Annotated in this window: 19 protein-coding genes and 2 pseudogenes; 8 read left to right on the top strand and 13 right to left on the bottom strand. The window is 73.9% G+C overall.

Translation table 11 applies throughout. From position 1 onward, the window contains the following. Positions 1-54 precede the first annotated feature (54 nt). The 4 genes from LPA54_RS30280 (at position 55) to cseC (ending at position 3681) form a co-directional block, all read left to right on the top strand. Positions 55-636 carry a SigE family RNA polymerase sigma factor gene (locus LPA54_RS30280; protein ID WP_228983782.1) on the top strand — a complete coding sequence of 194 codons (582 nt, stop codon included), beginning with the start codon at positions 55-57 and terminating at the stop codon, positions 634-636. Positions 637-821: 185 nt separating this feature from the next. Then, the gene (locus LPA54_RS30275) at positions 822-1436 is read left to right on the top strand and encodes an LppP/LprE family lipoprotein (protein WP_228983820.1); all 615 of its coding nucleotides are present in this window, start codon (positions 822-824) and stop codon (positions 1434-1436) included. Positions 1437-1459: 23 nt separating this feature from the next. Continuing rightward, complete coding sequence (gene cseB, locus LPA54_RS30270) at positions 1460-2167, top strand: two-component system response regulator CseB (RefSeq protein WP_228983775.1); 708 nt, start codon at positions 1460-1462, stop codon at positions 2165-2167. Between the two features lie 194 nt (positions 2168-2361). Next, positions 2362-3681: a two-component system sensor histidine kinase CseC gene (cseC, locus tag LPA54_RS30265; RefSeq protein WP_228983773.1), complete on the top strand. Its 1320-nt coding sequence runs from the start codon at positions 2362-2364 to the stop codon at positions 3679-3681. Positions 3682-3735: 54 nt separating this feature from the next. On the opposite strand, the gene LPA54_RS30260 is transcribed toward cseC, so the two are convergent. Next, positions 3736-4464, bottom strand: a complete 729-nt coding sequence (locus LPA54_RS30260; protein ID WP_228983772.1) for a M23 family metallopeptidase — start codon at positions 4462-4464, stop codon at positions 3736-3738. A 453-nt stretch (positions 4465-4917) separates the two neighbouring features. Between LPA54_RS30260 and dacB the strand changes: the two genes are divergently transcribed. Beyond that, positions 4918-6537, top strand: coding sequence for a D-alanyl-D-alanine carboxypeptidase/D-alanyl-D-alanine-endopeptidase (gene dacB / locus LPA54_RS30255; RefSeq protein WP_228983771.1), 1620 nt, complete (start codon positions 4918-4920; stop codon positions 6535-6537). A gap of 159 nt (positions 6538-6696) precedes the next feature. Here dacB and LPA54_RS30250 read toward each other — a convergent pair whose 3' ends face one another. After that, a complete protein-coding gene (locus tag LPA54_RS30250) occupies positions 6697-9222 on the bottom strand; it encodes an ATP-dependent Clp protease ATP-binding subunit (protein ID WP_228983770.1) in 2526 nt (841 codons plus the stop codon). Positions 9223-9650: 428 nt separating this feature from the next. Between LPA54_RS30250 and LPA54_RS30245 the strand changes: the two genes are divergently transcribed. After that, positions 9651-10247 carry an SCO3374 family protein gene (locus tag LPA54_RS30245; protein WP_228983769.1) on the top strand — a complete coding sequence of 199 codons (597 nt, stop codon included), beginning with the start codon at positions 9651-9653 and terminating at the stop codon, positions 10245-10247. Here the strand turns inward: LPA54_RS30245 and LPA54_RS30240 are convergent. The 10 genes and pseudogenes from LPA54_RS30240 to LPA54_RS30195 form a co-directional block, all read right to left on the bottom strand. Then, positions 10216-10551, bottom strand: coding sequence for an Lsr2 family protein (locus tag LPA54_RS30240; RefSeq protein ID WP_058942847.1), 336 nt, complete (start codon positions 10549-10551; stop codon positions 10216-10218). The genes LPA54_RS30245 and LPA54_RS30240 overlap by 32 nt on opposite strands. A gap of 144 nt (positions 10552-10695) precedes the next feature. Continuing rightward, on the bottom strand, positions 10696-11268 hold the full coding sequence (locus tag LPA54_RS30235; protein WP_228983768.1) for an amino-acid N-acetyltransferase: 573 nt from the start codon (positions 11266-11268) through the stop codon (positions 10696-10698). 614 nt (positions 11269-11882) lie between these two features. Further along, positions 11883-12233: pseudogene (locus LPA54_RS30230) on the bottom strand (BlaI/MecI/CopY family transcriptional regulator); the annotation flags it as partial. 164 nt (positions 12234-12397) lie between these two features. Further along, positions 12398-12586: a hypothetical protein gene (locus LPA54_RS30225; protein WP_228983766.1), complete on the bottom strand. Its 189-nt coding sequence runs from the start codon at positions 12584-12586 to the stop codon at positions 12398-12400. 14 nt (positions 12587-12600) lie between these two features. Beyond that, the gene (locus tag LPA54_RS30220; protein ID WP_228983818.1) at positions 12601-13206 is read right to left on the bottom strand and encodes a hypothetical protein; all 606 of its coding nucleotides are present in this window, start codon (positions 13204-13206) and stop codon (positions 12601-12603) included. A gap of 196 nt (positions 13207-13402) precedes the next feature. Continuing rightward, on the bottom strand, positions 13403-14209 hold the full coding sequence (locus LPA54_RS30215; RefSeq protein WP_228983765.1) for a type III pantothenate kinase: 807 nt from the start codon (positions 14207-14209) through the stop codon (positions 13403-13405). 2 nt (positions 14210-14211) lie between these two features. Then, the gene (gene nadC / locus LPA54_RS30210) at positions 14212-15252 is read right to left on the bottom strand and encodes a carboxylating nicotinate-nucleotide diphosphorylase (RefSeq protein ID WP_228983763.1); all 1041 of its coding nucleotides are present in this window, start codon (positions 15250-15252) and stop codon (positions 14212-14214) included. Between the two features lie 140 nt (positions 15253-15392). Then, positions 15393-17138 (bottom strand): annotated as a pseudogene (locus tag LPA54_RS30205) (L-aspartate oxidase); the annotation flags it as partial. Further along, positions 17135-18424 carry a pantoate--beta-alanine ligase gene (gene panC, locus LPA54_RS30200; protein ID WP_228983761.1) on the bottom strand — a complete coding sequence of 430 codons (1290 nt, stop codon included), beginning with the start codon at positions 18422-18424 and terminating at the stop codon, positions 17135-17137. The pseudogene LPA54_RS30205 and the gene panC, both read right to left, overlap by 4 nt. Beyond that, positions 18421-19368, bottom strand: a complete 948-nt coding sequence (locus LPA54_RS30195) for a Rossmann-like and DUF2520 domain-containing protein (protein WP_228983759.1) — start codon at positions 19366-19368, stop codon at positions 18421-18423. The genes panC and LPA54_RS30195 overlap by 4 nt, the downstream gene beginning before the upstream one ends. 158 nt (positions 19369-19526) lie before the next feature. On the opposite strand from LPA54_RS30195, the gene LPA54_RS30190 reads away from it, so the two are divergent. Further along, the gene (locus LPA54_RS30190) at positions 19527-20735 is read left to right on the top strand and encodes a low specificity L-threonine aldolase (protein WP_228983757.1); all 1209 of its coding nucleotides are present in this window, start codon (positions 19527-19529) and stop codon (positions 20733-20735) included. On the opposite strand, the gene LPA54_RS30185 is transcribed toward LPA54_RS30190, so the two are convergent. After that, entirely contained in the window at positions 20714-20917 is a 204-nt protein-coding gene (locus LPA54_RS30185; RefSeq protein ID WP_228983755.1) for a hypothetical protein, read from the bottom strand. The two genes, LPA54_RS30190 and LPA54_RS30185, sit on opposite strands and share 22 nt — an antisense overlap. Before the next feature lie 104 nt (positions 20918-21021). Between LPA54_RS30185 and LPA54_RS30180 the strand changes: the two genes are divergently transcribed. Continuing rightward, the gene (locus LPA54_RS30180; RefSeq protein ID WP_228983815.1) at positions 21022-22119 is read left to right on the top strand and encodes a DUF5937 family protein; all 1098 of its coding nucleotides are present in this window, start codon (positions 21022-21024) and stop codon (positions 22117-22119) included. The last annotated feature ends 174 nt before the right edge of the window (positions 22120-22293 follow it).

Here is a 22293-nt window from a genome sequence, read left to right as displayed (position 1 = left end):
GCCGGCGGCGCTGCGGGACCACGGCTTGTCACGGGGAAACGGAGGCGGTTCGGGATGTCGCACGGCGAGGTGCTCGGATTCGAGGAGTACGTCCGCACACGGCAGGACGCCCTGCTGCGCAGCGCCAGGCGACTGGTGCCCGACCCGGTCGACGCCCAGGACCTGCTGCAGACGGCGCTGGCCCGCACGTACGGCCGCTGGGACGGCATAGCCGACAAGTCCCTCGCCGACGCCTACCTGCGCCGCGTCATGATCAACACCCGGACCGAGTGGTGGCGCGCCCGCAAGCTGGAGGAGGTGCCCACCGAGCAGCTCCCCGACGCGTCCGTGGACGACGCGACCGAGCAGCACGCCGACCGCGCCCTCCTCATGGACGTGCTGAAGGTGCTGGCGCCCAAGCAGCGCAGCGTCGTCGTCCTGCGCCACTGGGAGCAGATGAGCACCGAGGAGACCGCCGCCGCGCTCGGCATGTCGACCGGTACGGTGAAGAGCACACTGCACCGCGCGCTCGCCCGGCTCCGCCAGGAGCTGGAGAGTCGGGACATCGACGCCCGCGCCCTCGACCGGCGCGCCCGGAGCGGGGTGCGAGGGGACGGGCGGGGCCAGGGACGGGAGCGGGAGCGGTGCGCGGCCTGAGCGGCAGAGGCTTGAACGGCGGCACGGCAGGCGCCGCCGCCCCCGGTACGGATCCGGGCCCGGCGACGGCCGGGGTCGGAACCGGGACGGCGGCCGGAGCGGCGGCCGGGAGCGGCAAGGGCACGGCGGCCGGGGCCGGAGCGGCGGCCGGGGCCGGGAACGGACGGGCGGCGGGGTCGGCGGCGATGGCCGGCCTCGCCGCCGTCGGTCTGCTCGGACTCCTCGCCGCCGGCTGCTCCACCGGCGGCACCGGCACCCGCGACGAGGGGGCGGCCCCCACGGAGCAGGGCGGGCCGTCGGGCGCGGCGGCCCCCACCCCCTCCGCGTCCTCGCCCTTCGAGCGGGTCGACGTGGTGGAGCTGCTGAAGAACGACCCCAAGGTCAGCGACCGGGTGAAGAAGGACCTCCGCCCCTGCGGCCCGGACGCGTACCCGGTCGACACCTCGTACGGCAACCTCACCGGAACCAGCGCGGCCGACGTCGTCGTCAACGTGCTGACGTGCGGGGACGCGGTCGGCGTAGGAACGTATGTGTACCGGAAGCGGGAGCAGACGTTCGAGAACGTGTTCGCGCTGGAGGAGCCCGCCGTGTACTCGGCGATCGACCGCGGCGACCTCGTCGTCACCAAGCAGACGTACGCGAAGGGCGACCCGATCGCGTACCCGTCCGGCGAGGAAGTGGTCACCTACCGGTGGTCGTCGGACAGGTTCACGGAGCACTACGTGGTGCGCAACGAGTACAGCAAGGCCGTCGAGGGCGGGGACATCAGCGGTCCCGCGCCGACCGGCCCGGACGAGTGACCGAGGGCGCGGGAGGACGGGGTATGGCAGAGACGCGTGTGCTGTTCGTCGAGGACGACGACGTCATCCGGGAGGCCACACAGCTGGCGCTGGAGCGGGACGGGTTCGCCGTGACGGCCATGCCCGACGGGCTGTCGGGGCTGGAGTCGTTCCGCGCGCGGCAGCCGGACATCGCGCTGCTGGACGTGATGCTGCCCGGGATGGACGGCGTCAGCCTGTGCCGGCGCATCCGCGACGAGTCGACGGTGCCGGTCATCATGCTCTCCGCGCGCGCCGACTCGATCGACGTGGTGCTGGGCCTGGAGGCGGGCGCCGACGACTACGTCACCAAGCCGTTCGACGGGGCGGTGCTGGTGGCCCGGATCCGGGCCGTGCTGCGGCGCTTCGGCCACGCCGGCGGTGCCGCCGGCGCCGACGGCGGCGACCGGGGCGGACCGGGCGAGCGCGGGCTGCTGGTCTTCGGCGACCTGGAGGTCGACACCGAGGGCATGGAGGTCCGCAAGGGCGGCGCGCCGGTCGCGCTGACGCCGACGGAGATGCGGCTGCTGCTGGAGTTCTCCTCCGCCCCGGGCACGGTCCTGTCCCGGGACAAGCTGCTGGAACGCGTCTGGGACTACGGCTGGGGCGGCGACACCCGTGTCGTCGACGTCCATGTGCAGCGGCTGCGCACGAAGATCGGCCAGGACCGGATCGAGACGGTCCGCGGCTTCGGGTACAAGCTCAGGGCGTAGCCCGCGTACGCGCCGGACCGCCCGCGTACCGCCCGCCCCGTCGCCCGTGCCCGCCCCGCCCGCCCTGTCCGACGGGGTCCGGCGGGGCCGGCGGGCCGGGGGCACGCTGCGCCAGGCCCGTTCCGCTCCGTACCGCCCCTCCCGCCCCTCCCGCGCACCCCGCACAGGACCCGCACAGAACAGGACGACGCCCGATGAAGCAGCCCGCACTGCGGACCGGTGTCCGGTGGAAGATCTCCATCGCGATCGCCGCCGTGGGCGCCCTCATCACGGTCGCCCTGAGCCTCGTCGTCCACAACGCCGCCCGGGTGTCGATGCTGGACAACGCCCGCGAGGTGCAGATGGAGCGGCTGCTGTTCGCTCAGCGGGTGTACGAGGCGTCGAAGCCGAAGGAGCCGCGCTTCGGCACCAAGCTGAACGACCCGAGCCTGCCGCGCGAGCTGCGGCGGCTCGTGGAGCGCAGGCACCGCGGCACGTACGTGCAGGAGCACACCAGCGGCGCGCCGGACGTGTGGGCGGCCGTGCCGCTCGGCAACGGCGACGTGCTCTCGCTGCACACCCCGTTCGCGGACCGCAGCGCGACCGTCATGAAGCGGCTGGACGAGGCCCTCGTGGTCGGCTCGGTGTCCGTGGTGTTCGTCGGCTCGGCGCTCGGCGTGCTGATCGGCGGCCAGCTGTCGCGCCGGCTGCGCAAGGCGGCGGCCGCGGCGGGGAAGGTCGCGCAGGGCAACACGGACGTCAGGGTGCGCGACGCGATCGGCGGGGTCGTCCGGGACGAGACGGACGAGCTGGCACGGGCGGTGGACGCCCTCACCGACGCCCTGCACGAGCGGATCGAGGCGGAGCGGCGGGTGACCGCGGACATCGCGCACGAGCTGCGCACCCCCGTCACCGGGCTGCTGACGGCGGCGGAGCTGCTGCCGCCCGGCCGCCCGACCGAACTGGTCAGGGACCGGGCGCGGGCGATGCGGACACTGGTCGAGGACGTCCTGGAGGTGGCCCGGCTGGACAGCGCGTCGGAGCGGGCCGAGCTCCAGGAGATCACCCTCGGCGAATTCGTCAGCCGGCGGGTGCGGGTGGTGAACCCGGACGCGGTGGTACGGGTGGTGCACGAGTCGTGGGTGAACACCGACCCGCGCCGGTTGGAACGCATCCTCGGGAACCTGCTGAGCAACGCCGCGAAGTACGGCAGACCGCCGGTGGAGGTCACCGTCGAGGGGCGGGTCGTGCGGGTGCGCGACCACGGGCCGGGGTTCCCGGAGGCGCTGCTGCGCGAGGGGCCGAGCCGGTTCCGTACGGGGGCGAGCGACCGGGCGGGCGCCGGGCACGGCCTGGGCCTGACGATCGCGGCGGGTCAGGCCCGGGTCCTGGGCGCCCGGCTCACCTTCCGCAACGCGGCACCGGAGGGCAGCACCCCCGGCACGGGGGGCGCCGTCGCGGTGCTGTGGCTGCCGGAGCACGCCCCCACCAACACGGGGAGCTTCCCGATGATGCAGTTCCCCGACGGGGCCTGAGCCCTCGCGGGCCCCCGCCGGGGTCGCGCCCCGGCCCGCCGGGGAGCGCGTGCGTCAGATGACGACGCCCTCGGCGCGCAGGAAGGACGCCGGGTTCACGGAGGAGCCGTAGTCGGCGGTCGTACGGATCTCGAAGTGCAGGTGCGGGCCGGAGGAGTTGCCGGTGTTGCCGGAGCGGGCGATCTGCTGGCCGGTCTTCACCTTGGCGCCGACGGACACGTTGATCTTCGACAAGTGCGCGTACTGCGAGTAGGTGCCGTTCGCGTGCTTGATCACGATGGCGTTGCCGTACGCCGGGCCGTCGCCGCCGCCGTTGGGGCCGGCCTTCACGACGACGCCGGAGTGGGCGGCCTTGACGGGGGTTCCGACGGGGACGGCGAAGTCCTGGCCGGAGTGCTTGTTCGTCCACATGGCGCCGCCCTGCGCGTAGCCGGCGGTGAGCTTGTAACCGGTGACCGGCTTGACCCAGTCGACGGCCTTCGCGGCGGCGGCCTTCTTGGCGGCCGCGGCCTTGGCGACGGCGGCCTTCTTCGCGGCTGCGGCCTTCGCCTGGGCGGCCTGCGCCTTCGCGGCCTGCGCGGCCTTGGCGACGGCGGCCTGGTGGGCGGCCTCGGCCTGGGCGGACGCCTGGGCCGCGACGGCGGCGGCGGTGTCCAGGGCGAGCGGGGCCCGCGCCTCGGCCGCGACGGCCGAGGCACCGGCGCCGAACACCATCGCGGCTCCCATGCCGGCGGCGGCGAGGGCGACGGCGGCGTTACGGGCGGGGTGCTTGGCGTGCGACATCGAGGGGAACCTCCGGGGCGGGGACAAGGACCGACCCGGTGCGAGCGGCGCACCGGGCCTTCGGTCATCCCTTGGTACCGGCTTCTCCCGGCTTGCCCCAAACGCCCGTTCTACGAGGTCCGGTCGTAGCGGACGGGGTGTGACGCGCACACTTGACGCCGCCCCGGAGGTCGGGTCCGACCCACGAAAACAGGGGCAAAACGGGCATCGATCCGTGATGTCCAAGGCCAGGCCAGCGCCGCACCCCGGCTGGTGGCGGCGCCGGACCCGCCCTCGCCCGCCCTCGCGCCCGGCAGCCGGGGCAGGGGCACCCCCGCACGAGATCACTTCGGGCGCCGGCTCACTATTCCCTCTAGTACCTCCGGTTTGCCCTGTGCGCATCGTCACGGGGAACCGGCTCCGCCTACTTCCTGAGGGGCCCAGCCTCCGGGATCCTCAGGTCGCATGAGACCCGTGACGCGCACCACGAAGACGCGCAAGTCCCTCGCCGCCCGGGGTACCGCCCTCGGCCTCGCCGCGCTCCTCACCTGGACCGTGCAGGGTCTGGCGGGGGAGCCCGCGGACGCCGGGCCGTCCGACACCGGGCTGAAGGGCGCCATCGACCGGATCCTCACCGACCCCCGCCTCGACGGGGCCGCCGCGGGCGTCGTCGTCGCCGACGCCGCCACCGGCGCCACGCTGTACCAGCGCGACGCCGGGGACCGCCTCATGCCGGCCTCCACCACCAAGATCCCCACCTCCGTGGCGGCCATGGCGATCCTCGGCCCCGACCACCGGTTCACCACGGAGGTACTGGCCACCGGCCGCAACCACCGCGGGACGCTCCACGGCGACCTGTACCTGCGCGGCACCGGCGACCCGACCACCCTCGCCGCCGACTACGACCGGCTCGCCGCACGGGTCGCCGCCGCGGGCGTCCGGCGCGTCACCGGCCGCCTCGTAGCCGACGACACCCGCTTCGACACCCACCGCCTGGGCCGCGCGTGGGCCGCGGACGACGAGTCGTCGTACTACTCCGCGCAGATCTCCCCGCTGACCCTCGCCCCGGACACCGACTACGACTCCGGCACCCTCGTCGTCGAGGCGGCCGCCGCCGGCACCGCGGGGCGGCGCCCCGCGGTCACGCTGACCCCCCGCACCGACTACGTCCGCGTCGACAACCGCGCCACGACCGTCGCGGCCGGCCGCCCCGACACGCTCGCCATCACCCGCGCCCACGGCATGAACACCCTCGTCATCACCGGGGAGATCCCGGTCGGGGCCGCCCCGACCAAGGAGTGGATCACCGTCGACGAGCCGACCGGGTACGCCACGGCCGTCTTCGCCGACGCGCTCGCCGCCCACGGCGTACGCGTCGAAGGTCCCGTCCGGCTGGGCCTGCCCACCCCGGCGAAGGCCCGGCCCCTGGCCACGCACCGGTCGATGCCGCTGCGGGAGCTGCTGCTGCCCTTCATGAAGCTGTCGAACAACATGCACGCCGAGACCCTCACCAAGGCCATCGGCCACGAGGTGTCCGGCAGCGGCAGCTGGGAGGCGGGCCTGGCCGCCGTGCGGGAGTACCTGGGGAAGGAGGGCGTCGACACCGGGCAGCTGCGCCAGGTCGACGGCTCCGGTCTGTCGCGGATGAACCTCTTCCCCGCCGCCCAGCTGACGCGGCTGCTCCTCGCCGTGCAGGACGCCCCGTGGTTCGCCGACTGGTACGCCTCGCTGCCCGTGGCCTGCGCGCCGGACCGGGCCGTCGGCGGCACCCTGCGCACCCGCATGTGCGGCACCCCCGCGGCGCTCAACACCCGCGCCAAGACGGGCACGCTGACCGGCGCTTCTGCCCTCGCCGGGTACGTCACCGACGCCGCCGGGCGGCGTCTGGTGTACGGCGTCGTGCTCAACAACCACCTGGCGTCGTCGGTGAAGAGCGTCGAGGACGCCGTGGTCGTCACGCTGGCCTCCTCCGACACGGCCGCCGGGGCGATCCGCGCCGCCCGCCCCGCAGCCGGCACGGCGGCCGAACGGCACGCCGGGCCGGCGACGACGGGCCTGGAGTGCGCCTGGCGGAAGTCGGACACCCTCTGCTGACCCACCGGGCCCGGCCGTGGCCGGGGCCGCCCCGGGAGGGGGACGTGAAAAAGGGGCTGCCCCCTCGGACTGGAGGTCCAGTCCGAGGGGGCAGCCCTCTCACCGCTCGGCGCGACGCCGTCACACGTCGGGGGTCACGCCTCGGGTGTCAACGCCGTGTCACGCGTCCTTGGAGAGGTTCGGGCCCGGCCCGCCGGCCGCCTCGATGGGCGGAACGTCCGGCAGCGCCGACTTCTCCTCACCGCGGAAGGTGAACTTCTTCTCCTCACCCTCGCCCTCGGTGTCGACGACCACGATGTGACCGGGGCGCAGCTCGCCGAAGAGGATCTTCTCCGACAGGATGTCCTCGATCTCGCGCTGGATCGTCCGGCGCAGCGGACGGGCGCCCAGCACCGGGTCGTAGCCCTTCTTCGCCAGGAGGATCTTCGCGTCCCCGCTGAGCTCCAGGCCCATGTCGCGGTCCTTCAGACGCTCGTCCACCTTGTCGATCATCAGGTCGACGATCTGGATGATGTCTTCCTGGCTGAGCTGGTGGAAGACGACGGTGTCGTCGACGCGGTTCAGGAACTCGGGGCGGAAGTGCTGCTTCAGCTCCTCGTTGACCTTGGCCTTCATCCGGTCGTAGCCCGTCTTGACGTCGCCCTGGGCGGCGAAGCCCAGGTTGAAGCCCTTCGAGATGTCCCGGGTCCCGAGGTTGGTCGTCATGATGATGACCGTGTTCTTGAAGTCCACGACCCGGCCCTGGGAGTCGGTCAGGCGACCGTCCTCCAGGATCTGGAGCAGGGAGTTGAAGATGTCGGGGTGGGCCTTCTCGACCTCGTCGAAGAGGACCACGGAGAACGGCTTGCGGCGGACCTTCTCGGTGAGCTGACCGCCCTCCTCGTACCCGACGTATCCGGGCGGGGAGCCGAAGAGCCGCGAGACGGTGTGCTTCTCGCTGAACTCCGACATGTCGAGGGAGATCATCGCGTCCTCGTCGCCGAAGAGGAACTCGGCGAGCGTCTTGGACAGCTCGGTCTTACCGACGCCGGACGGGCCGGCGAAGATGAACGAGCCACCGGGGCGCTTCGGGTCCTTGAGGCCGGCCCGCGTACGGCGGATGGCCTGCGACAGGGCCTTGATGGCGTCCTTCTGGCCGATGACGCGCTTGTGGAGCTCGTCCTCCATGCGGAGCAGCCGGGAGGACTCCTCCTCCGTCAACTTGAAGACCGGGATGCCGGTGGCCGTCGCGAGGACCTCGGCGATCAGCTCGCCGTCGACCTCGGCGACGACGTCCATGTCGCCGGCCTTCCACTCCTTCTCCCGCTTCGCCTTCGCGGCGAGGAGCTGCTTCTCCTTGTCGCGCAGGGACGCGGCCTTCTCGAAGTCCTGCGCGTCGATCGCGGACTCCTTGTCCCGGCGGACAGTGGCGATCTTCTCGTCGAACTCGCGGAGGTCCGGCGGCGCGGTCATCCGGCGGATGCGCATCCGGGAGCCGGCCTCGTCGATCAGGTCGATCGCCTTGTCCGGCAGGAAGCGGTCCGAGATGTACCGGTCGGCCAGCGTCGCGGCCTGGACGAGGGCCTCGTCGGTGATGGAGACGCGGTGGTGCGCCTCGTACCGGTCGCGCAGGCCCTTGAGGATCTCGATGGTGTGCGGCAGCGACGGCTCGGCGACCTGGATGGGCTGGAAGCGGCGCTCCAGCGCGGCGTCCTTCTCCAGGTACTTGCGGTACTCGTCGAGTGTGGTGGCGCCGATGGTCTGCAGCTCACCGCGGGCCAGCATGGGCTTGAGGATGCTCGCGGCGTCGATCGCGCCCTCGGCGGCACCCGCACCCACCAGGGTGTGGAGCTCGTCGATGAACAGGATGATGTCGCCGCGGGTGCGGATCTCCTTGAGGACCTTCTTCAGGCGCTCCTCGAAGTCACCGCGGTAGCGGGAGCCGGCGACGAGCGCGCCGAGGTCCAGCGTGTAGAGGTGCTTGTCCTTGAGGGTCTCGGGCACCTCGCCCTTGACGATGGCCTGCGCCAGGCCCTCGACGACCGCCGTCTTGCCGACGCCGGGCTCGCCGATGAGGACCGGGTTGTTCTTGGTCCGGCGGGACAGCACCTGCATGACCCGCTCGATCTCCTTCTCGCGCCCGATGACCGGGTCGAGCTTGGACTCGCGGGCGGCCTGCGTGAGGTTGCGGCCGAACTGGTCGAGGACCAGGGAGGTCGAGGGCGTGCCCTCGGCGGGACCGCCGGCGGTGGCCGCCTCCTTGCCCCCGGAGTACCCGGAGAGCAGCTGGATGACCTGCTGCCGCACCCGGTTGAGATCGGCGCCCAGCTTCACGAGGACCTGGGCGGCGACGCCCTCGCCCTCGCGGATCAGGCCGAGCAGGATGTGCTCGGTGCCGATGTAGTTGTGGCCGAGCTGGAGGGCCTCGCGGAGCGACAGCTCCAGGACCTTCTTGGCACGGGGCGTGAAGGGAATGTGACCGGACGGGGCCTGCTGGCCCTGGCCGATGATCTCCTCCACCTGCTGGCGGACCGCCTCGAGCGAAATCCCGAGGCTCTCCAGGGCCTTAGCGGCGACACCCTCACCCTCGTGGATCAGGCCCAGGAGGATGTGCTCGGTGCCGATGTAGTTGTGGTTGAGCATCCGGGCTTCTTCCTGAGCCAGGACGACAACCCGCCGCGCGCGGTCGGTGAACCTCTCGAACATCGTTAATCGCTCCTCAGAGCGGTCAGGCAGTAAGGGGTCGGTCCCCTCCCTGTCCTTCCGCAGCTTAGTCCCGCAAGCGGGGACCGCTCATTCCAACTGCCGACACCCGTCGATGGCCTCCTGACCCGAACGCCGACAAATGCTCCAACCCGATGGTGCGAGACGATGTTCCCGCAGGCCAGGCAGATACCCGCACCGGCAGTACGCCGATGGCGAACGTGAGACGTCCGCGCCCGCGTGTCGCCCCTCCCCACAAGGGATGTCTTACCCGGAACCACCGACAGTCCATGCGGCGCACCCCCTCCGCCTCAGCTACGGGCGAACACCCTTGCGCCGCTGGGTGCGCCCGCACGCCCCCCGCTCGGACACGCACAGCGATCGTTTCCCACTGTGCGTAACTTCCGTGGGGTGCCGGGAGTTCCCCCGGCATGGCGCTCACCGTCCCTCCTCCGCGCACACCGCTCGACGGACGTCCCGCGGACGGGCCGTGCGTCGCCCGCTGGTACGCCGACCGGCTCGGCTGGCCCTCGGTGGCCGGGCCGCCGACCTGGCTGCTCACGGGGGTCCGCTTCGACGTCCTGGACCTGCCGGCCGTCGCGGGGCTCGCCGTGGTCCGGCGCGTGGACGGGGAGTGGCCCGTCGCCGTCGCCGGTGGGCGGGCGCGGATCCTCGTGGCGGCGGGGAGCGCCGAGGAGCTCCCCGGCCTCCTGGAGTGGCTGGAGTGGGGCGGCGTGGGCCTGGACCTGACCGCCTGGGGGGTGGGCGGCCGGATGGCCGCCCCCACTCCACCGGGCTGGGAGGTGCCCGGTGCCGTCGGCTGGCTGCGGCCGCCCGTGCCGGGGCGCGAGGTGGAGGCCACGCTCGCGGGGATCACGGGGGTCGCGGGGTTCTCGGCGTCCTCGGGCGGCTCCGGGCTGGTGCGGCTCGTCGCGGTGGCCGCGGCGGAGTGCCACCGGGCCCGACTGCGGGCCGCCGGCGCCGGTGCGCCCCGGGTCAGCGGTTGGCGTCCTCGTACGCCTGCTTGATCTCGGCCGGCACACGACCGCGGTCGTTCACGTTGTAGCCGTTCTCCTTGGCCCAGGCGCGGATCTTCGCGGTGTCCTGGCTGCCGTTCGCCGCCGCACGGCCCTTGCCGCGGCCACCGGCGGTACGGCCACCGGTACGCCGACCGCTCTTGGTGTACGGCTCGAGCAGGGTGCGGAGCTTGTCCGCGTTGGCGGTGGTGAGGTCGATCTCGTAGGTCTTGCCGTCCAGAGCGAACGTCACCGTCTCGTCCGCCTCGCCGCCGTCGAGGTCGTCGACAAGAAGGACCTGAACCTTCTGTGCCACCGGATTTCCTTTCATCGAAAATGCAGTACGCGGAAAGGAAACCGCTTTTCTCTGGAAAACACAAACCCTCGGCGCAGGTTCAGAAGCGCGAGAACGCGGGAAACATACGCGATTCGGACATAGGGATCGCCCCGCCGGGCAGGATCACAGGTGCAGAAGCATGCGACTGTTGCCCAAGGTGTTGGGCTTCACCCGTTCGAGACCGAGGAACTCGGCGACACCCTCGTCATAGGAACGCAGCAGCTCGCTGTAGACATCTCCGTCGACCGGCGTCTCACCGATCTCGACGAAGCCGTGCTTCGCGAAGAAGTCCACTTCGAAGGTGAGGCAGAATACCCGGCGCACCCCGAGCCAGCGGGCGGTGTGCAGCAACTTGTCCAGCACCTGATGGCCGACGCCCGCGCCCTTGAAGTCGGGGTCCACGGCGAGAGTGCGGACTTCGGCGAGATCTTCCCACATCACATGGAGTGCGCCGCAACCCACGACGGTAGCGTCTTCGTCGCGTTCCGCGACCCAGAACTCCTGGATGTCCTCGTAAAGGGTCACGGTCGCTTTGTCGAGGAGGATGCCGCGCGTGACGTAGGGGTCGACGAGCCGGCGGACCGCGGCGACGTCACCGGTCCTCGCCCGGCGGACGGTGACGGCTTTCGCGCGGGCATTCCCGGACTGCTCCGGGGTGGGGGGGGTGGGGGCGGACGCGGATGACGTGGAGGACATGCCTGCGAACGCTATCGCTCCGCGTCGGGCCGCTGCCGGGCACCCTGGTGCCGGGCTGCGCCGCGGTCCCCGGGGCGGCCGCCGGAGCCGGCGCCTCCGCCGGGGCGGGCGTCCGCGGGTCCGGGCGGCGCGGCCGCCTCCCGGGACGGCGCGGGCGGGGCGGGCGCGGCCGGGGCGGGGGCGGGGGACGGTGGGGCGGCGGCCGGGGGTGCGGCCGCTTCGGGCGGCGGGGCGGCGTCGGGGGCCGGGGTGCCGGGCGGCGGGGCGGCACCGGTGGGAGCGTTTTCCGCGGGTTCCGGCGACGGTGCGCGTGGCGGCTGTCCGGCGTACCGGTTCGCGGATTCCGGGGTGGCCGGCGCGGTGGCCGCGCCCGGTTCCGACGGCGGTTTCGTCTGCGGTTCCGTCCGCGGTTCCGTCTGCGGCTGCGCAGACCCGTCGCCGGGTGCCGGGTCCGTGTGCCGGGGCGTGCGCGGGGAGATGTCCGGACCATTGCCTTCCGCCGGCGCATTCGACGGTTCTCCGCGCTCCGGCCCGGAGTCATTTCCCGGTGTTTCGGGTTCCGGGCCGGCGGGGCCTTCCGGCGCTTCGCCCGGGCCTTCCGGGGTGTCGCGCTGGACGATCCGGATCGCGTCGTTCAGCGCTTCCCGCTGCTCGGACGACATCATGCCGAAGAAGGCGACGAGCGCGGCCGCCGGGTTGTCGCTCCGAGACCACGCTTCGTTCATGAGTGCGGCCGAGTAGGCCGCGCGCGTGGAGACCGCCGTATATCGATAGGCCCGGCCGACGACTTCCCTCCGCACCCAGCCCTTCTGGTGGAGATTGTCCAGCACGGTCATGACCGTGGTGTAGGCGATGGACCGTTCCTGCTGGAGATCCTCCAGGACTTCCCGGACGGTGACAGGACGGTTCCATTGCCAGACGCGCGTCATGACGGCGTCTTCCAGCTCTCCCAAGGGACGGGGCACACCGCCACCATAGTGGGATTTCCCGGAAGGAACACCTATTGACGTGACAAAAAGGACGTACGACGCGGAACACGTCGTACGTCCTCGAAGGGGCCGCTCGGAGAGCGGTCCCCGCCCGACTCTCCGGAGGCAGGGACCCGCCCGGCCGACCCGACCGGCCGGGGTCAGGCCTTGCCCGGCTCCGCCGAACCGTCGGCCTGGCGCACCGACTCGGCACGCGCGAACGCCGCCTCGACGGCCGCGTCTTCCTTGGTCTTGTTGGGGCCGCCCTGGCTCTTGACGATCGTCACCACGACCGCGGTGAAGAAGATGGCCATCACCACGGGCGGAAGGAGCGCGGATACGTAGTCCATGGCATCCAGACTAGCTACCCCGCGGCCCGTTTCTCCGACGGGGGCGGGGTGGGGCGCCGGCGCGGCGGGAAGACCTCGGACGGCTTGGGCACGGGGCGCTCGCCCGGCGCGGGGGACGGCGGTTTGGGCGGCTGGGGCCTCCTCGGCTCGCCCTCCTCCTCACTGCGGCCGCCCGGCAGGGCGAAGAGCCGCCGGGCGTGCGGGCCCGCGGGGGCGGGGATGGTCGCCGTCGCGCCCGCCGCCGGGCGGGGACGCAGGTGCCGGGTGCGCGTGGAGCGTTCCATCGGTGCCTCGCAGCGGGCGAGCAGCGCCGCCGCGGCGGGCGTGGCGCGCAGGGTGCGCAGCGCGGCGAGGTCTTCGGCGCGGGGGGCGTACCCGGCGGCCAGGGCGCCCTGGAGCAGCTCCAGGTAGCCGGCGGCGGCGCCCGGCAGGGAGGCGCGGTAGCGGGCCAGGTCGGCCAGGACGAAGGCCCTCAGCCGGTCCCCTTCGCGGGCCGCGTCCTCCACGGCCGCGGCGAGGCGCAGGCAGTCCCGGACGTCCTGGCCGTCCAGCGGGGTCGGGTGCAGGGCGTGTCCCAGGGCGCGTCGCAGCACACGCAGCTCGTCTGCGCTGAACGCCAGGCCGCCTCGTGATCCGTATGGCGTGGGCATGTACTGACAATACGTGCTTATCGGACAAAGTTCGTGCAGGGTGTGCCGGGCGCGTTGCCCGGTGCGGCCGTGCCCGGCCGCCGGGGTGGCGGCCGGGCACGTCGCTCGCGTACGGCGGGGTGGCGGGTGGGGCGTCCGGCGCCCGGGGGGGCCGTGCGGCGGGCTGCTACAGGCGGGAGATGTTCCGCTCGTACACCAGGCGCAGGCCGATCAGGGTCAGCCACGGCTCGTGCTCGTCGATCAGCTTCGCCTCGCCGAGCACCATCGGCGCCAGGCCGCCCGTGGCGATGACGGTGACGTCCGAGGGGTCGCCGTCCGGGCCGACCAGCTCCTGCCGCATGCGGGCGACGACGCCGTCGACCTGCCCCGCGAAGCCGTACACGATGCCCGACTGCATCGCCTCGACGGTGTTCTTGCCGATGACGCCGCGCGGCCGGGTCACCTCGATCTTGCGCAGCTGCGCGCCGCGGACGCCCAGCGCCTCGACGGAGATCTCGATGCCGGGGGCGATCACCCCGCCCACGTACTCGCCTCGCGAGCTCACGGCGTCGAACGTCGTCGCCGTACCGAAGTCGACGACGATCGCCGGGCCGCCGTAGAGCTCGACGGCGGCGGCCGAGTTGATGACCCGGTCGGCGCCGACCTCCTTGGGGTTGTCGGTGAGGATCGGGACGCCCGTCTTGATGCCGGGCTCGACGAGGACCGCCGGGACGTCGCCGTAGTAGCGCCTCGTCACCTCGCGGAGCTCGTGCAGGACGGACGGGACCGTCGAGCAGATCGCGATGCCGCCGATGCCCTCGCCCAGCTCGACGCCGAGCAGCGGGTGCATGCCCATCAGCCCCTGGAGCACCACGGCGAGCTCGTCGGCGGTGCGGCGCGCGTCCGTGGAGATCCGCCAGTGCTCGACGATCTCCTCGCCGTCGAAGAGGCCGAGGACGGTGTGGGTGTTGCCGACGTCGATGGTGAGCAGCACGGTCAGTCCCGGGCCTCTCGCAGGTCCAGGCCGATGTCGAGGATCGGCGACGAGTGGGTGAGGGCGCCCACCGCGAGGTAGTCGACACCGGTCGCGGCGTACGCGGCGGCGTTCTCCAGGGTGAGCCGGCCCGACGACTCCAGGACGGCGCGGCCCGCGACCAGCGCGACGGCCTCCTCCGTCTCCAGCGGCGTGAAGTTGTCCAGGAGGATCAGGTCGGCGCCCGCCTCCAGGACCTCGCGGACCTGGTGCAGCGTGTCGACCTCGACCTCGATCGGCACGTCGGGGAACTGCTCCCGCACGGCCTTGAACGCCTCGGCCACACCGCCCGCGGCCACCACGTGGTTGTCCTTCACCAGCGCGGCGTCCGACAGGGACATGCGGTGGTTGACGCCGCCGCCGCAGCGCACCGCGTACTTCTCCAGGGCGCGCAGTCCCGGCGTGGTCTTGCGGGTGTCGCGGACCTCCGCCTTGTGGCCCTCCAGGGCGTCCGCCCAGGCCCGGGTGGCGGTGGCGATGCCGGAGAGGCGGCACATGATGTTCAGCGCGCTGCGCTCGCCGGTCAGCAGGTCACGCGTGCGGGCGGTGACGGAGAGCAGCTTCTGGCCCGCCTCGACCCGGTCGCCGTCGAGGACGTGCCGCTCGACCTCGAACTCGGCTGTGCACACGATCGACAGCACCGCCTCCGCGACGTGGATGCCGGCGACCGTGCCCGCCTCGCGCGCGGTGAAGTCCGCCGTGGCGACGGCGTCCTCGGGCACGGTCGCGACCGTCGTCACGTCCACGCCGCCGTCCAGGTCCTCCTCGACCGCGCGGTAGGCGACGTCCTCCACCAGCACGGGGTCGAGGCCCGCCTGCGCGAGGAGCGCGGCGAGCGCCGGGTCGAGCCCGCACTCGTACACCTCCTCGTCGCCCTCCACGCCGGCCGCGCAGCCGCAGCCGTCGCCGCAGCCGCCTCCTGCCGCCTCCTCGGCCGACGCGGGCGCGCCGATCTGGATCAGGGGTACGTCCACGGGCTGCGGGCGTTCTTCGGGCGTGCTCATGGTTGCGGCTCCCTGCGGGCGGCGGCCTTGTCGGCGGGGTCGGGGGTGGTGGGCGTCCGGGGGGTGGACGGCCCGGGGGCGGACGGTTCGGAGGCGGGTGCTGCGGGGGTCGGCGCCTCGGGGGCGGGCGGCCGGGTGTCGGGCGTGGTGGGCGGGAGGTCGTGGGTGTCGGTGGTACGGACGTCCAGGCTCCGGTCCGGGCCCAGGCGGACGACGAGGTGGCGGCGCCAGGCGTCGTCGTCGCGGTCCGGGTGGTCCTCCCGCCAGTGGCAGCCGCGGGTCTCCTCGCGGCGGCGGGCGGCGGCGACCAGGACGCGGGCCACGCACAGGAGGTTGGTGGTCTCCCACGACTCCACGCCGGGCTCGGCCGTCTTGTCCCCGCCGGCTCCTTCGGTGCTTTCGGTGGCCCCGGTGCCCACGGTGGCCGTGGTGCCTTCGCCGCCCGTCGGTCGGCCGGCGGCCTCGGCGTACACGGCGTCCAGCTGCTCGGCCGCCTCGGCGAGGCTGGCGGCGGAACGCAGCACTCCGGCGCCGTGCGTCATGACGTGCTGGACGCGGGCGCGGGCGGCCGGGTCGAGGAGCGGCAGGACGCGCGGCGCCGGGTGCGGGACCGGCTGCGGCACCGGGCCGCCCGCCCGCGCCTTCCCCGCGGCGATCTCGTCGGCGATGCGCTCGGCGAAGACCAGGCCCTCCAGGAGCGAGTTCGAGGCGAGCCGGTTGGCGCCGTGCACGCCGGTGCAGGCGACCTCCCCGCACGCGTACAGGCCGGGCACGGTGGTGCGGCCGCGCAGGTCGGTACGGACGCCGCCGGACGCGTAGTGGGCGGCCGGGGCGACCGGGATGGGCTCGGTGACCGGGTCGAAGCCGTGGGCGCGGCACGCGGCGAGGATGGTCGGGAAGCGCGTCTCCCACATCCGCGCGCCGAAGTGGCGGGCGTCCAGGTACATGTGCGAGGTGCCCTGCTCGCGCATCCGGCGCATGATGCCCTTCGCGACGATGTCGCGCGGCGCCAGCTCGGCCAGCTCGTGCTGCCCGACCATGAACCGCACGCCGTCCGCGTCGACCAGGTGGGCGCCCTCGCCCCGTACCGCCTCGGAGACCAGCGGCTGCTGGCCCTCCGCCTCACGGCCGAGGAACAGGACGGTCGGGTGGAACTGCACGAACTCCAGGTCGCTGACCTCGGCGCCGGCCCGCAGCGCGAGCGCGACGCCGTCGCCGGTGGAGACGGCCGGGTTGGTGGTGGCGGAGAAGACCTGGCCCATGCCGCCGGTCGCGAGGACGACGGCCGGGGCGTGGACGGCGCCGACGCCGTCGTGCTGGCCCTCCCCCATGACGTGCAGGGTGACGCCCGCGGTCCGGCCGCCGGCGTCGGTGAGCAGGTCCAGGACCAGGGCGTTCTCGATGGTGCGGACGGCGCGCTCGCGGACCGCGTCGACCAGGGCGCGGGAGATCTCGGCGCCCGTCGCGTCGCCGCCGGCGTGGGCGATGCGGCGGCGGTGGTGTCCGCCCTCGCGGGTCAGCTCGATGGTGCCGGCCTCGTCCGTGTCGAACCGGGCGCCGGTCGCGATCAGGCGCCGCACGGCGTCCGGGCCCTCGGTGACCAGGGCGCGTACCGCCACCTCGTCGCAGAGGCCGGCGCCCGCGACGAGCGTGTCCTCCATGTGCTGGTCGGGGGTGTCGCCGTCGCCCAGCGCCGCGGCGATGCCGCCCTGCGCCCAGCGGGTGGAGCCGTCGTCCAGCCGGGCCTTGGTGACGACGACCGTGCGGAGCCCGGCGGCCGTGCAGCGGAGGGCGGCGGTCAGGCCGGCGACGCCGGAGCCGACGACGACCACATCGGCGTCGATGGCCCAGCCGGGCGCCGGGGCCTGGAGTCGTATGCCGGTCATGCGGGTGCTCCGAGGGTCAGAGGCAGGTTGTCGATCAGCCGGGTCGTACCGACCTTGGCCGCGACCAGGAGGACGGCTTCGCCCGTGTGGTCGTCGGGTACCTCGGTGAAGTCGGCCGGGTCCACCAGGGCGAGGTAGTCGAGGACGAGCGGCGGCTCGGCCTTCGCCGCCTCCTCCAGTACGGCCCCGGCGGCGGCGCGCACGGCGTCGGCCCCTCGCGGGGCGTGCACCGCCTGGGCGACGGCGTGCGCGTCGGCCGCGGCACGGGACTCGCCGATCCGGGACAGCGCGTCCGCCCGGCCCTGCGACGTGGGCAGCGACGCGGCCCGCGCGACCAGCGCCTGCTGGGCGGCGAGCCGGTCGCGCGCGGCGAACAGGGCGGCGGAGAGGGCGAGCGCGGTACGGCGCTCGCGGGGCGACAGGTAGCGGTTGCGGCTGGACAGCGCCAGGCCGTCGGCCTCGCGGACCGTCGGCACGCCGACGATGCGGACGCGGAAGTCGAGGTCCCGGACCATGCGGCGGATCAGGGCCAGCTGCTGGGCGTCCTTCTGGCCGAAGAACGCCACGTCGGGGCGGGTGAGGTGGAGCAGCTTCGCCACGACGGTCAGCATGCCGTCGAAGTGCCCGGGGCGTGAGGCGCCTTCCAGCCGCTGTCCCATGGGCCCCGCCGTGATCCGGACCTGCGGCTCGCCGCCGGGGTAGACCTCGTCGACGGAGGGCGCGAACACCGCGTCGGCACCCGCCTCCTCGGCGATCCGGACGTCGGCGTCGAGGGTGCGGGGGTAGCGGTCGAGGTCCTCGCCGGCGCCGAACTGCAGTGGGTTGACGAAGACGGTCACCACGACGAAACCGGCGGGTCCGACGTGCTCCCGCGCTGTCCGCACGAGCGTGGCGTGCCCCTCGTGCAGGGCCCCCATCGTCATGACGACGGCGACCCGGGGGGCGGACGCGGGGGCAGCGGCCCCGGCGGGGGCAGCGGCGTGGACGGGCGCTGCGGCATGGACGGGCGCCGCGGCATGGACGGGCGCCGCGGCATGGACGGGCGCCGCGGGACCAGGGTCCGGGGCGGGCGTGGCGGGACCAGGGTCCGTGGCGGGCGCCGCGGCGGTGGACGCGCCGACCGGTGCGTCCGGCGCCGGCCGACGGGCGCCCGGGCGGTCCGCGGCCGCAGGCGTGCCCTCGCGCAGCCGGTCGAGCGCCTCACGGGTGTGGACGAGCGCGACACCGGGGCGCGCGGCGTCCGGCGCCCCGCCGGACGGGCTGGTGGCGTGCGGCGTCGAACTCATCGGTCGCTGTCTCCTTCCGGACCCTCGCCGTCGGGGCGTCCCTCCGCGGCCGGGCCCGTGGCGAGGACGCCGAGCAGGTCCTCGGCGAACTCGGGCTTGAGCAGCCCGTGCGCCAGGGCGCGGTCCGCGGTGGAGCGGGCCATGGCGAGGTAGCCCTCGACCGTGGCCGGGGCGTGCTTGCGCAGCTCCGCCACGTGCGCGGCGACCGTACCGGCGTCCCCGCGCGCGACCGGACCGGTCAGGGCGGCGTCACCGGACCGCAGCGCGTTGTCCAGCGCCGCGCCGAGGAGCGGGCCGAGCATCCGGTCCGGTGCCGCGACCCCCGCGTGGCGGAGCAGCTCCATCGACTGGGCCACCAGGGTGACCAGGTGGTTGGCGCCCAGGGCCAGGGCGGCGTGGTACAGCGGCCGGGCCGCCTCCGCGATCCACTCGGGCTCGCCGCCCATCTCGATGACGAGCGCCTCGGCGGCCAGGCGCAGCTCCTCGGGGGCGGTGACCCCGAAGGAGCAGCCGGCGAGCCGCTGCACGTCCACGCTGGTGCCGGTGAACGTCATGGCGGGGTGCAGGGCGAGCGGCAGGGCGCCGGCCCGCCGGGCCGGGTCGAGCACTCCGACGCCGTACCGGCCGGAGGTGTGGACGAGGAGCTGCCCGGGCCGTACGGCGCCGGTCTCCGCGAGGCCCTGCACCAGGCCCGGGAGGGCGTCGTCGGGGACCGTGAGCAGCACCAGGTCGGCCCGCTCCATGACCTGCGCGGGCGGGACCACGGGCACGCCGGGGAGCAGGTCGGCGGCGCGGCGCAGCGACGCGTCGGACACACCGGAGACGGCGACCGGGCGGTGTCCGGCGAGCTGCAGGGACGCGGCGAGGGCGGGTCCTACCCGGCCCGCGCCCACGACGCCCACGGCGAGTCGGGCGGGGCGGGGTTCCGCTGCTGATGGGTTCACGTGGCGACGGCCTTCCGTTCCAGTCCGCGGGGGGTACCGGACGATTTCTCGTCATGCTACGCCAGCGTTTCGCCGCCGCTTCCGCACTGTCCACAGGCCACAGCACCCGGTCCGATAATCGCGGGCGCTTGTGGACAACGCACCGGGATGATCGGCGCATGGCTGATCTGATGACGGACGACGGCGAGAGCACGGAGCAGCGGAAGTCGGGAGGAGAGGAGGAGCAGCGGCGGCGACGGGTCGCCGCGTGGCGAGGAGCCGATCGGGTGCTGGCCAGGGGGTCGGCGGAGGGCACGCCGGCGGAGTGGCTCCGGGTGCTGGCCGAAGAGGGGCCCTCGGTGTACGACCTGGACGGCACTGTCGACCTGTACGGGGACGGGGTCGTCGAGCACCTGGAGCAGCGGGTGGCGGAGCTGCTGGGGTTCCCGGCGGCGGCGTTCTTCCCGACCGGGACGATGGCGCAGCAGGTGGCGCTGCGGTGCTGGGCGGGACGCACGGGCAACCCCGTCGTGGCGCTGCACCCGCTGGCCCATCCGGAGGTGCACGAGCGGGGCGCGCTGGGGGCGGTGAGCGGGCTGCGGACCGTGCACCCGACGAGGGCGGGGCGGCTGCCGACGGCGGACGAGGTGCGCGGGGTGGAGGAGCCGTTCGGGACGTTGATGCTGGAGCTGCCGCTGCGGGACGCCGGATACACCCTGCCGACCTGGGACGAGCTGGAGGAGGTGGTGGAGGCGGCGCGGGAGCGGGACGCCCTGGTGCACTTCGACGGGGCCCGCCTGTGGGAGACCACGTCGCACTTCGGGCGGGGCCTGCCGGAGATCGCGGAGCTGGCGGACAGCGTCTACGTGTCGTTCTACAAGTCGCTGGGTGGTCTGTCCGGTGCGGCGCTGGTGGGGCCGGAGTCGTTCGTGGCGGAGGCGCGGGCGTGGCGCCACCGCTACGGGGGCAGCGTCTTCCAGCAGCATCCGGCGGCGCTGGCCGACCTGCTGGGCCTGGCACGGGAGCTGCCGAGGCTGCCGTCGTACGTGGCGCACGCGGCGGTCGTGGCGGCGGGATTGCGGAAAGGGTTCGAGGCGGCGGCCGTGCCGTGGTTCCGGGTGCACCCGGAAGTGCCGCACACCCACGAGTTCCAGGTGTGGCTGCCCCACGCGTCGGAGGTGCTGACGGAGGCCGCCGTGCGGCAGGCGGAGGAGACGGGGCGGGTGCTGTTCCGCCGCTGGTTCGCGGGGAGCGCGGCCGGCCCGCCCGGAGTCGCGGTGACCGAGGTGACGGTCGCGGCGCCGGGGCTGGAGTGGACGGCCGATGACGTGGCAGAGGCGGTCGCCGACTTCCTCGGGTACGTGCGTCAGGTGGAGCGGGAGGACTGAGAGGAGGACGGCGGGGTGGGCCCCGACCGGCCGGGTGGTGTGGCGCGCGCCCAGCGGCGCGGTAGCGCACGGAGGAGCGGACGGAGGGAGGGTGTGGAGGGACCGCCGGGCGCGGGCGGGTAGGGCGTGCCGTGCTGGGCGGCGCGGTAGGTGTCGAGGAGGTACTGCTGCGTCACGTTCATGCGTCCAGGCTGGACGGACCGCCACCGGGGTCGCGCGTCGATTGACGAGGGTCGTCAAGTGACCGCCGCGCCCCCGCGGCACCCCGCACCATGGGGACGTGAGCCTGACCATCGACATCACCGGCCTGCCGTCCGAGCGCGTCATCTTCGAGCTCTCGCCCCTCGCCGAGCTCGGCGTCGCCCTGCACGCCCTGGCCGAGCCCGCGCACCACCCCGGCCTGCACGGCTGGGCGACGGCGACCGCTGCGGGACTGAAGCCGGATCTCGCCGACCGGCTCCACGAGGCGAACTTCCTGTGGACGGCGACCCTGTCCGACGTGTTCCTGCCGTACGCGGGGGTGCGGGGCGGGGACGGACGTCCGGGGACGACGCTCGCGGAGGAGCTCGACCAGCTCGACCGGCTGGACGAGGAGCGGTTCGTCAGGGCGGCGCTGGAGTTCAACTGCTCGACGTACACGTCCGGGGACCCGGTACGGCCGGCCCGCGTCCTGGAGCTGGCCGCCAACCGGGGCCCCCGGCAGCTGGACTTCACCCGCCGGCTGCTGGACGACCCGAGCGGTGTGCGCGCGTGGCTGCGCCGATTGTTCGAGGACTGCGACGAGGCGTTCTTCGCCGACACGTGGCGGCGGGTCGCTCCCGGACTGGCGGCCGACGCCCGGGAGAAGGGGGAGCTCCTGCGCCGCAGGGGCCTGGCGGAGGCGCTGCGCGCGGTGTCGCAGGCGATCGCCCTGGAGGAGGACGGGGCACGGCGTCGGGTCCACGTGGACAAGCTGGCGCACGGCCGGACGACAGCCGTGGACCCGGAGGTCGGGCCGGGCGTGACGTTCGTGCCGACCAGCTTCGGCTGGCCGCACCTGCTGGTGCTGCACGCGCCGGGTTGGCGGCCCGTCGTGCAGTACCCGGTCGGAGCGCCCGCCATGTCGGAGCCCGCGTCGGTGGAACTGCTGCAGCGGCGGATGGAGGCACTGGCGCACCCGTTGCGGATGCGGCTGTGCCGGCAGCTGGCGCGGGGTTCGTACACGACGAGCGAGCTGGCCGACACGTACGGGATCACCCCGCCGGAGGTGTCCCGCCACCTGTCGGTACTGAAGAAGGCGGAGCTGGTGACGGTCCGCCGCAGGGGGCGGTACGTGCTGCACCAGCTGGACGTGGCGGCCGTCGCCCGGATCGGCAGCGACTTCCTGGAGGCGGTACTGCGGTAGGGGTAGCGCGGGGGCAGGGCGGGCTGGGCGGGCGGAGGCTCGGACGGCGCTTGCGGGGGCGGGGACGGGCGGACGCCGGCGGCGCTAGCGGGGGCGCAGGCGGATCGCTTGCGGGCGCGGGGGCGGCGCGGGTGGAACGCTTGCGGGTGCGGGTGCGGGTGCGGGTGCGGGTGC

This window comes from Streptomyces sp. DH12 (genome assembly GCF_020873895.1).
Lineage (GTDB): Bacteria > Actinomycetota > Actinomycetes > Streptomycetales > Streptomycetaceae > Streptomyces.
Note: the sequence above shows the minus strand (reverse complement) of the source record. Positions and strands in the feature narration are given on the sequence as shown.

Coding starts and splice junctions, on each gene's coding strand:
- LPA54_RS30280 (WP_228983782.1), top strand. CDS start 55: ATGTCGCACGGCGAGGTGCTCGGATTCGAGGAGTACGTCCGCACACGG.
- LPA54_RS30275 (WP_228983820.1), top strand. CDS start 822: ATGGCCGGCCTCGCCGCCGTCGGTCTGCTCGGACTCCTCGCCGCCGGC.
- cseB (WP_228983775.1), top strand. CDS start 1,460: ATGGCAGAGACGCGTGTGCTGTTCGTCGAGGACGACGACGTCATCCGG.
- cseC (WP_228983773.1), top strand. CDS start 2,362: ATGAAGCAGCCCGCACTGCGGACCGGTGTCCGGTGGAAGATCTCCATC.
- LPA54_RS30260 (WP_228983772.1), bottom strand. CDS start 4,464: ATGTCGCACGCCAAGCACCCCGCCCGTAACGCCGCCGTCGCCCTCGCC.
- LPA54_RS30250 (WP_228983770.1), bottom strand. CDS start 9,222: ATGTTCGAGAGGTTCACCGACCGCGCGCGGCGGGTTGTCGTCCTGGCT.
- LPA54_RS30245 (WP_228983769.1), top strand. CDS start 9,651: ATGGCGCTCACCGTCCCTCCTCCGCGCACACCGCTCGACGGACGTCCC.
- LPA54_RS30235 (WP_228983768.1), bottom strand. CDS start 11,268: ATGTCCTCCACGTCATCCGCGTCCGCCCCCACCCCCCCCACCCCGGAG.
- LPA54_RS30225 (WP_228983766.1), bottom strand. CDS start 12,586: ATGGACTACGTATCCGCGCTCCTTCCGCCCGTGGTGATGGCCATCTTC.
- nadC (WP_228983763.1), bottom strand. CDS start 15,252: ATGAGCACGCCCGAAGAACGCCCGCAGCCCGTGGACGTACCCCTGATC.
- panC (WP_228983761.1), bottom strand. CDS start 18,424: ATGAGTTCGACGCCGCACGCCACCAGCCCGTCCGGCGGGGCGCCGGAC.
- LPA54_RS30190 (WP_228983757.1), top strand. CDS start 19,527: ATGGCTGATCTGATGACGGACGACGGCGAGAGCACGGAGCAGCGGAAG.
- LPA54_RS30185 (WP_228983755.1), bottom strand. CDS start 20,917: ATGAACGTGACGCAGCAGTACCTCCTCGACACCTACCGCGCCGCCCAG.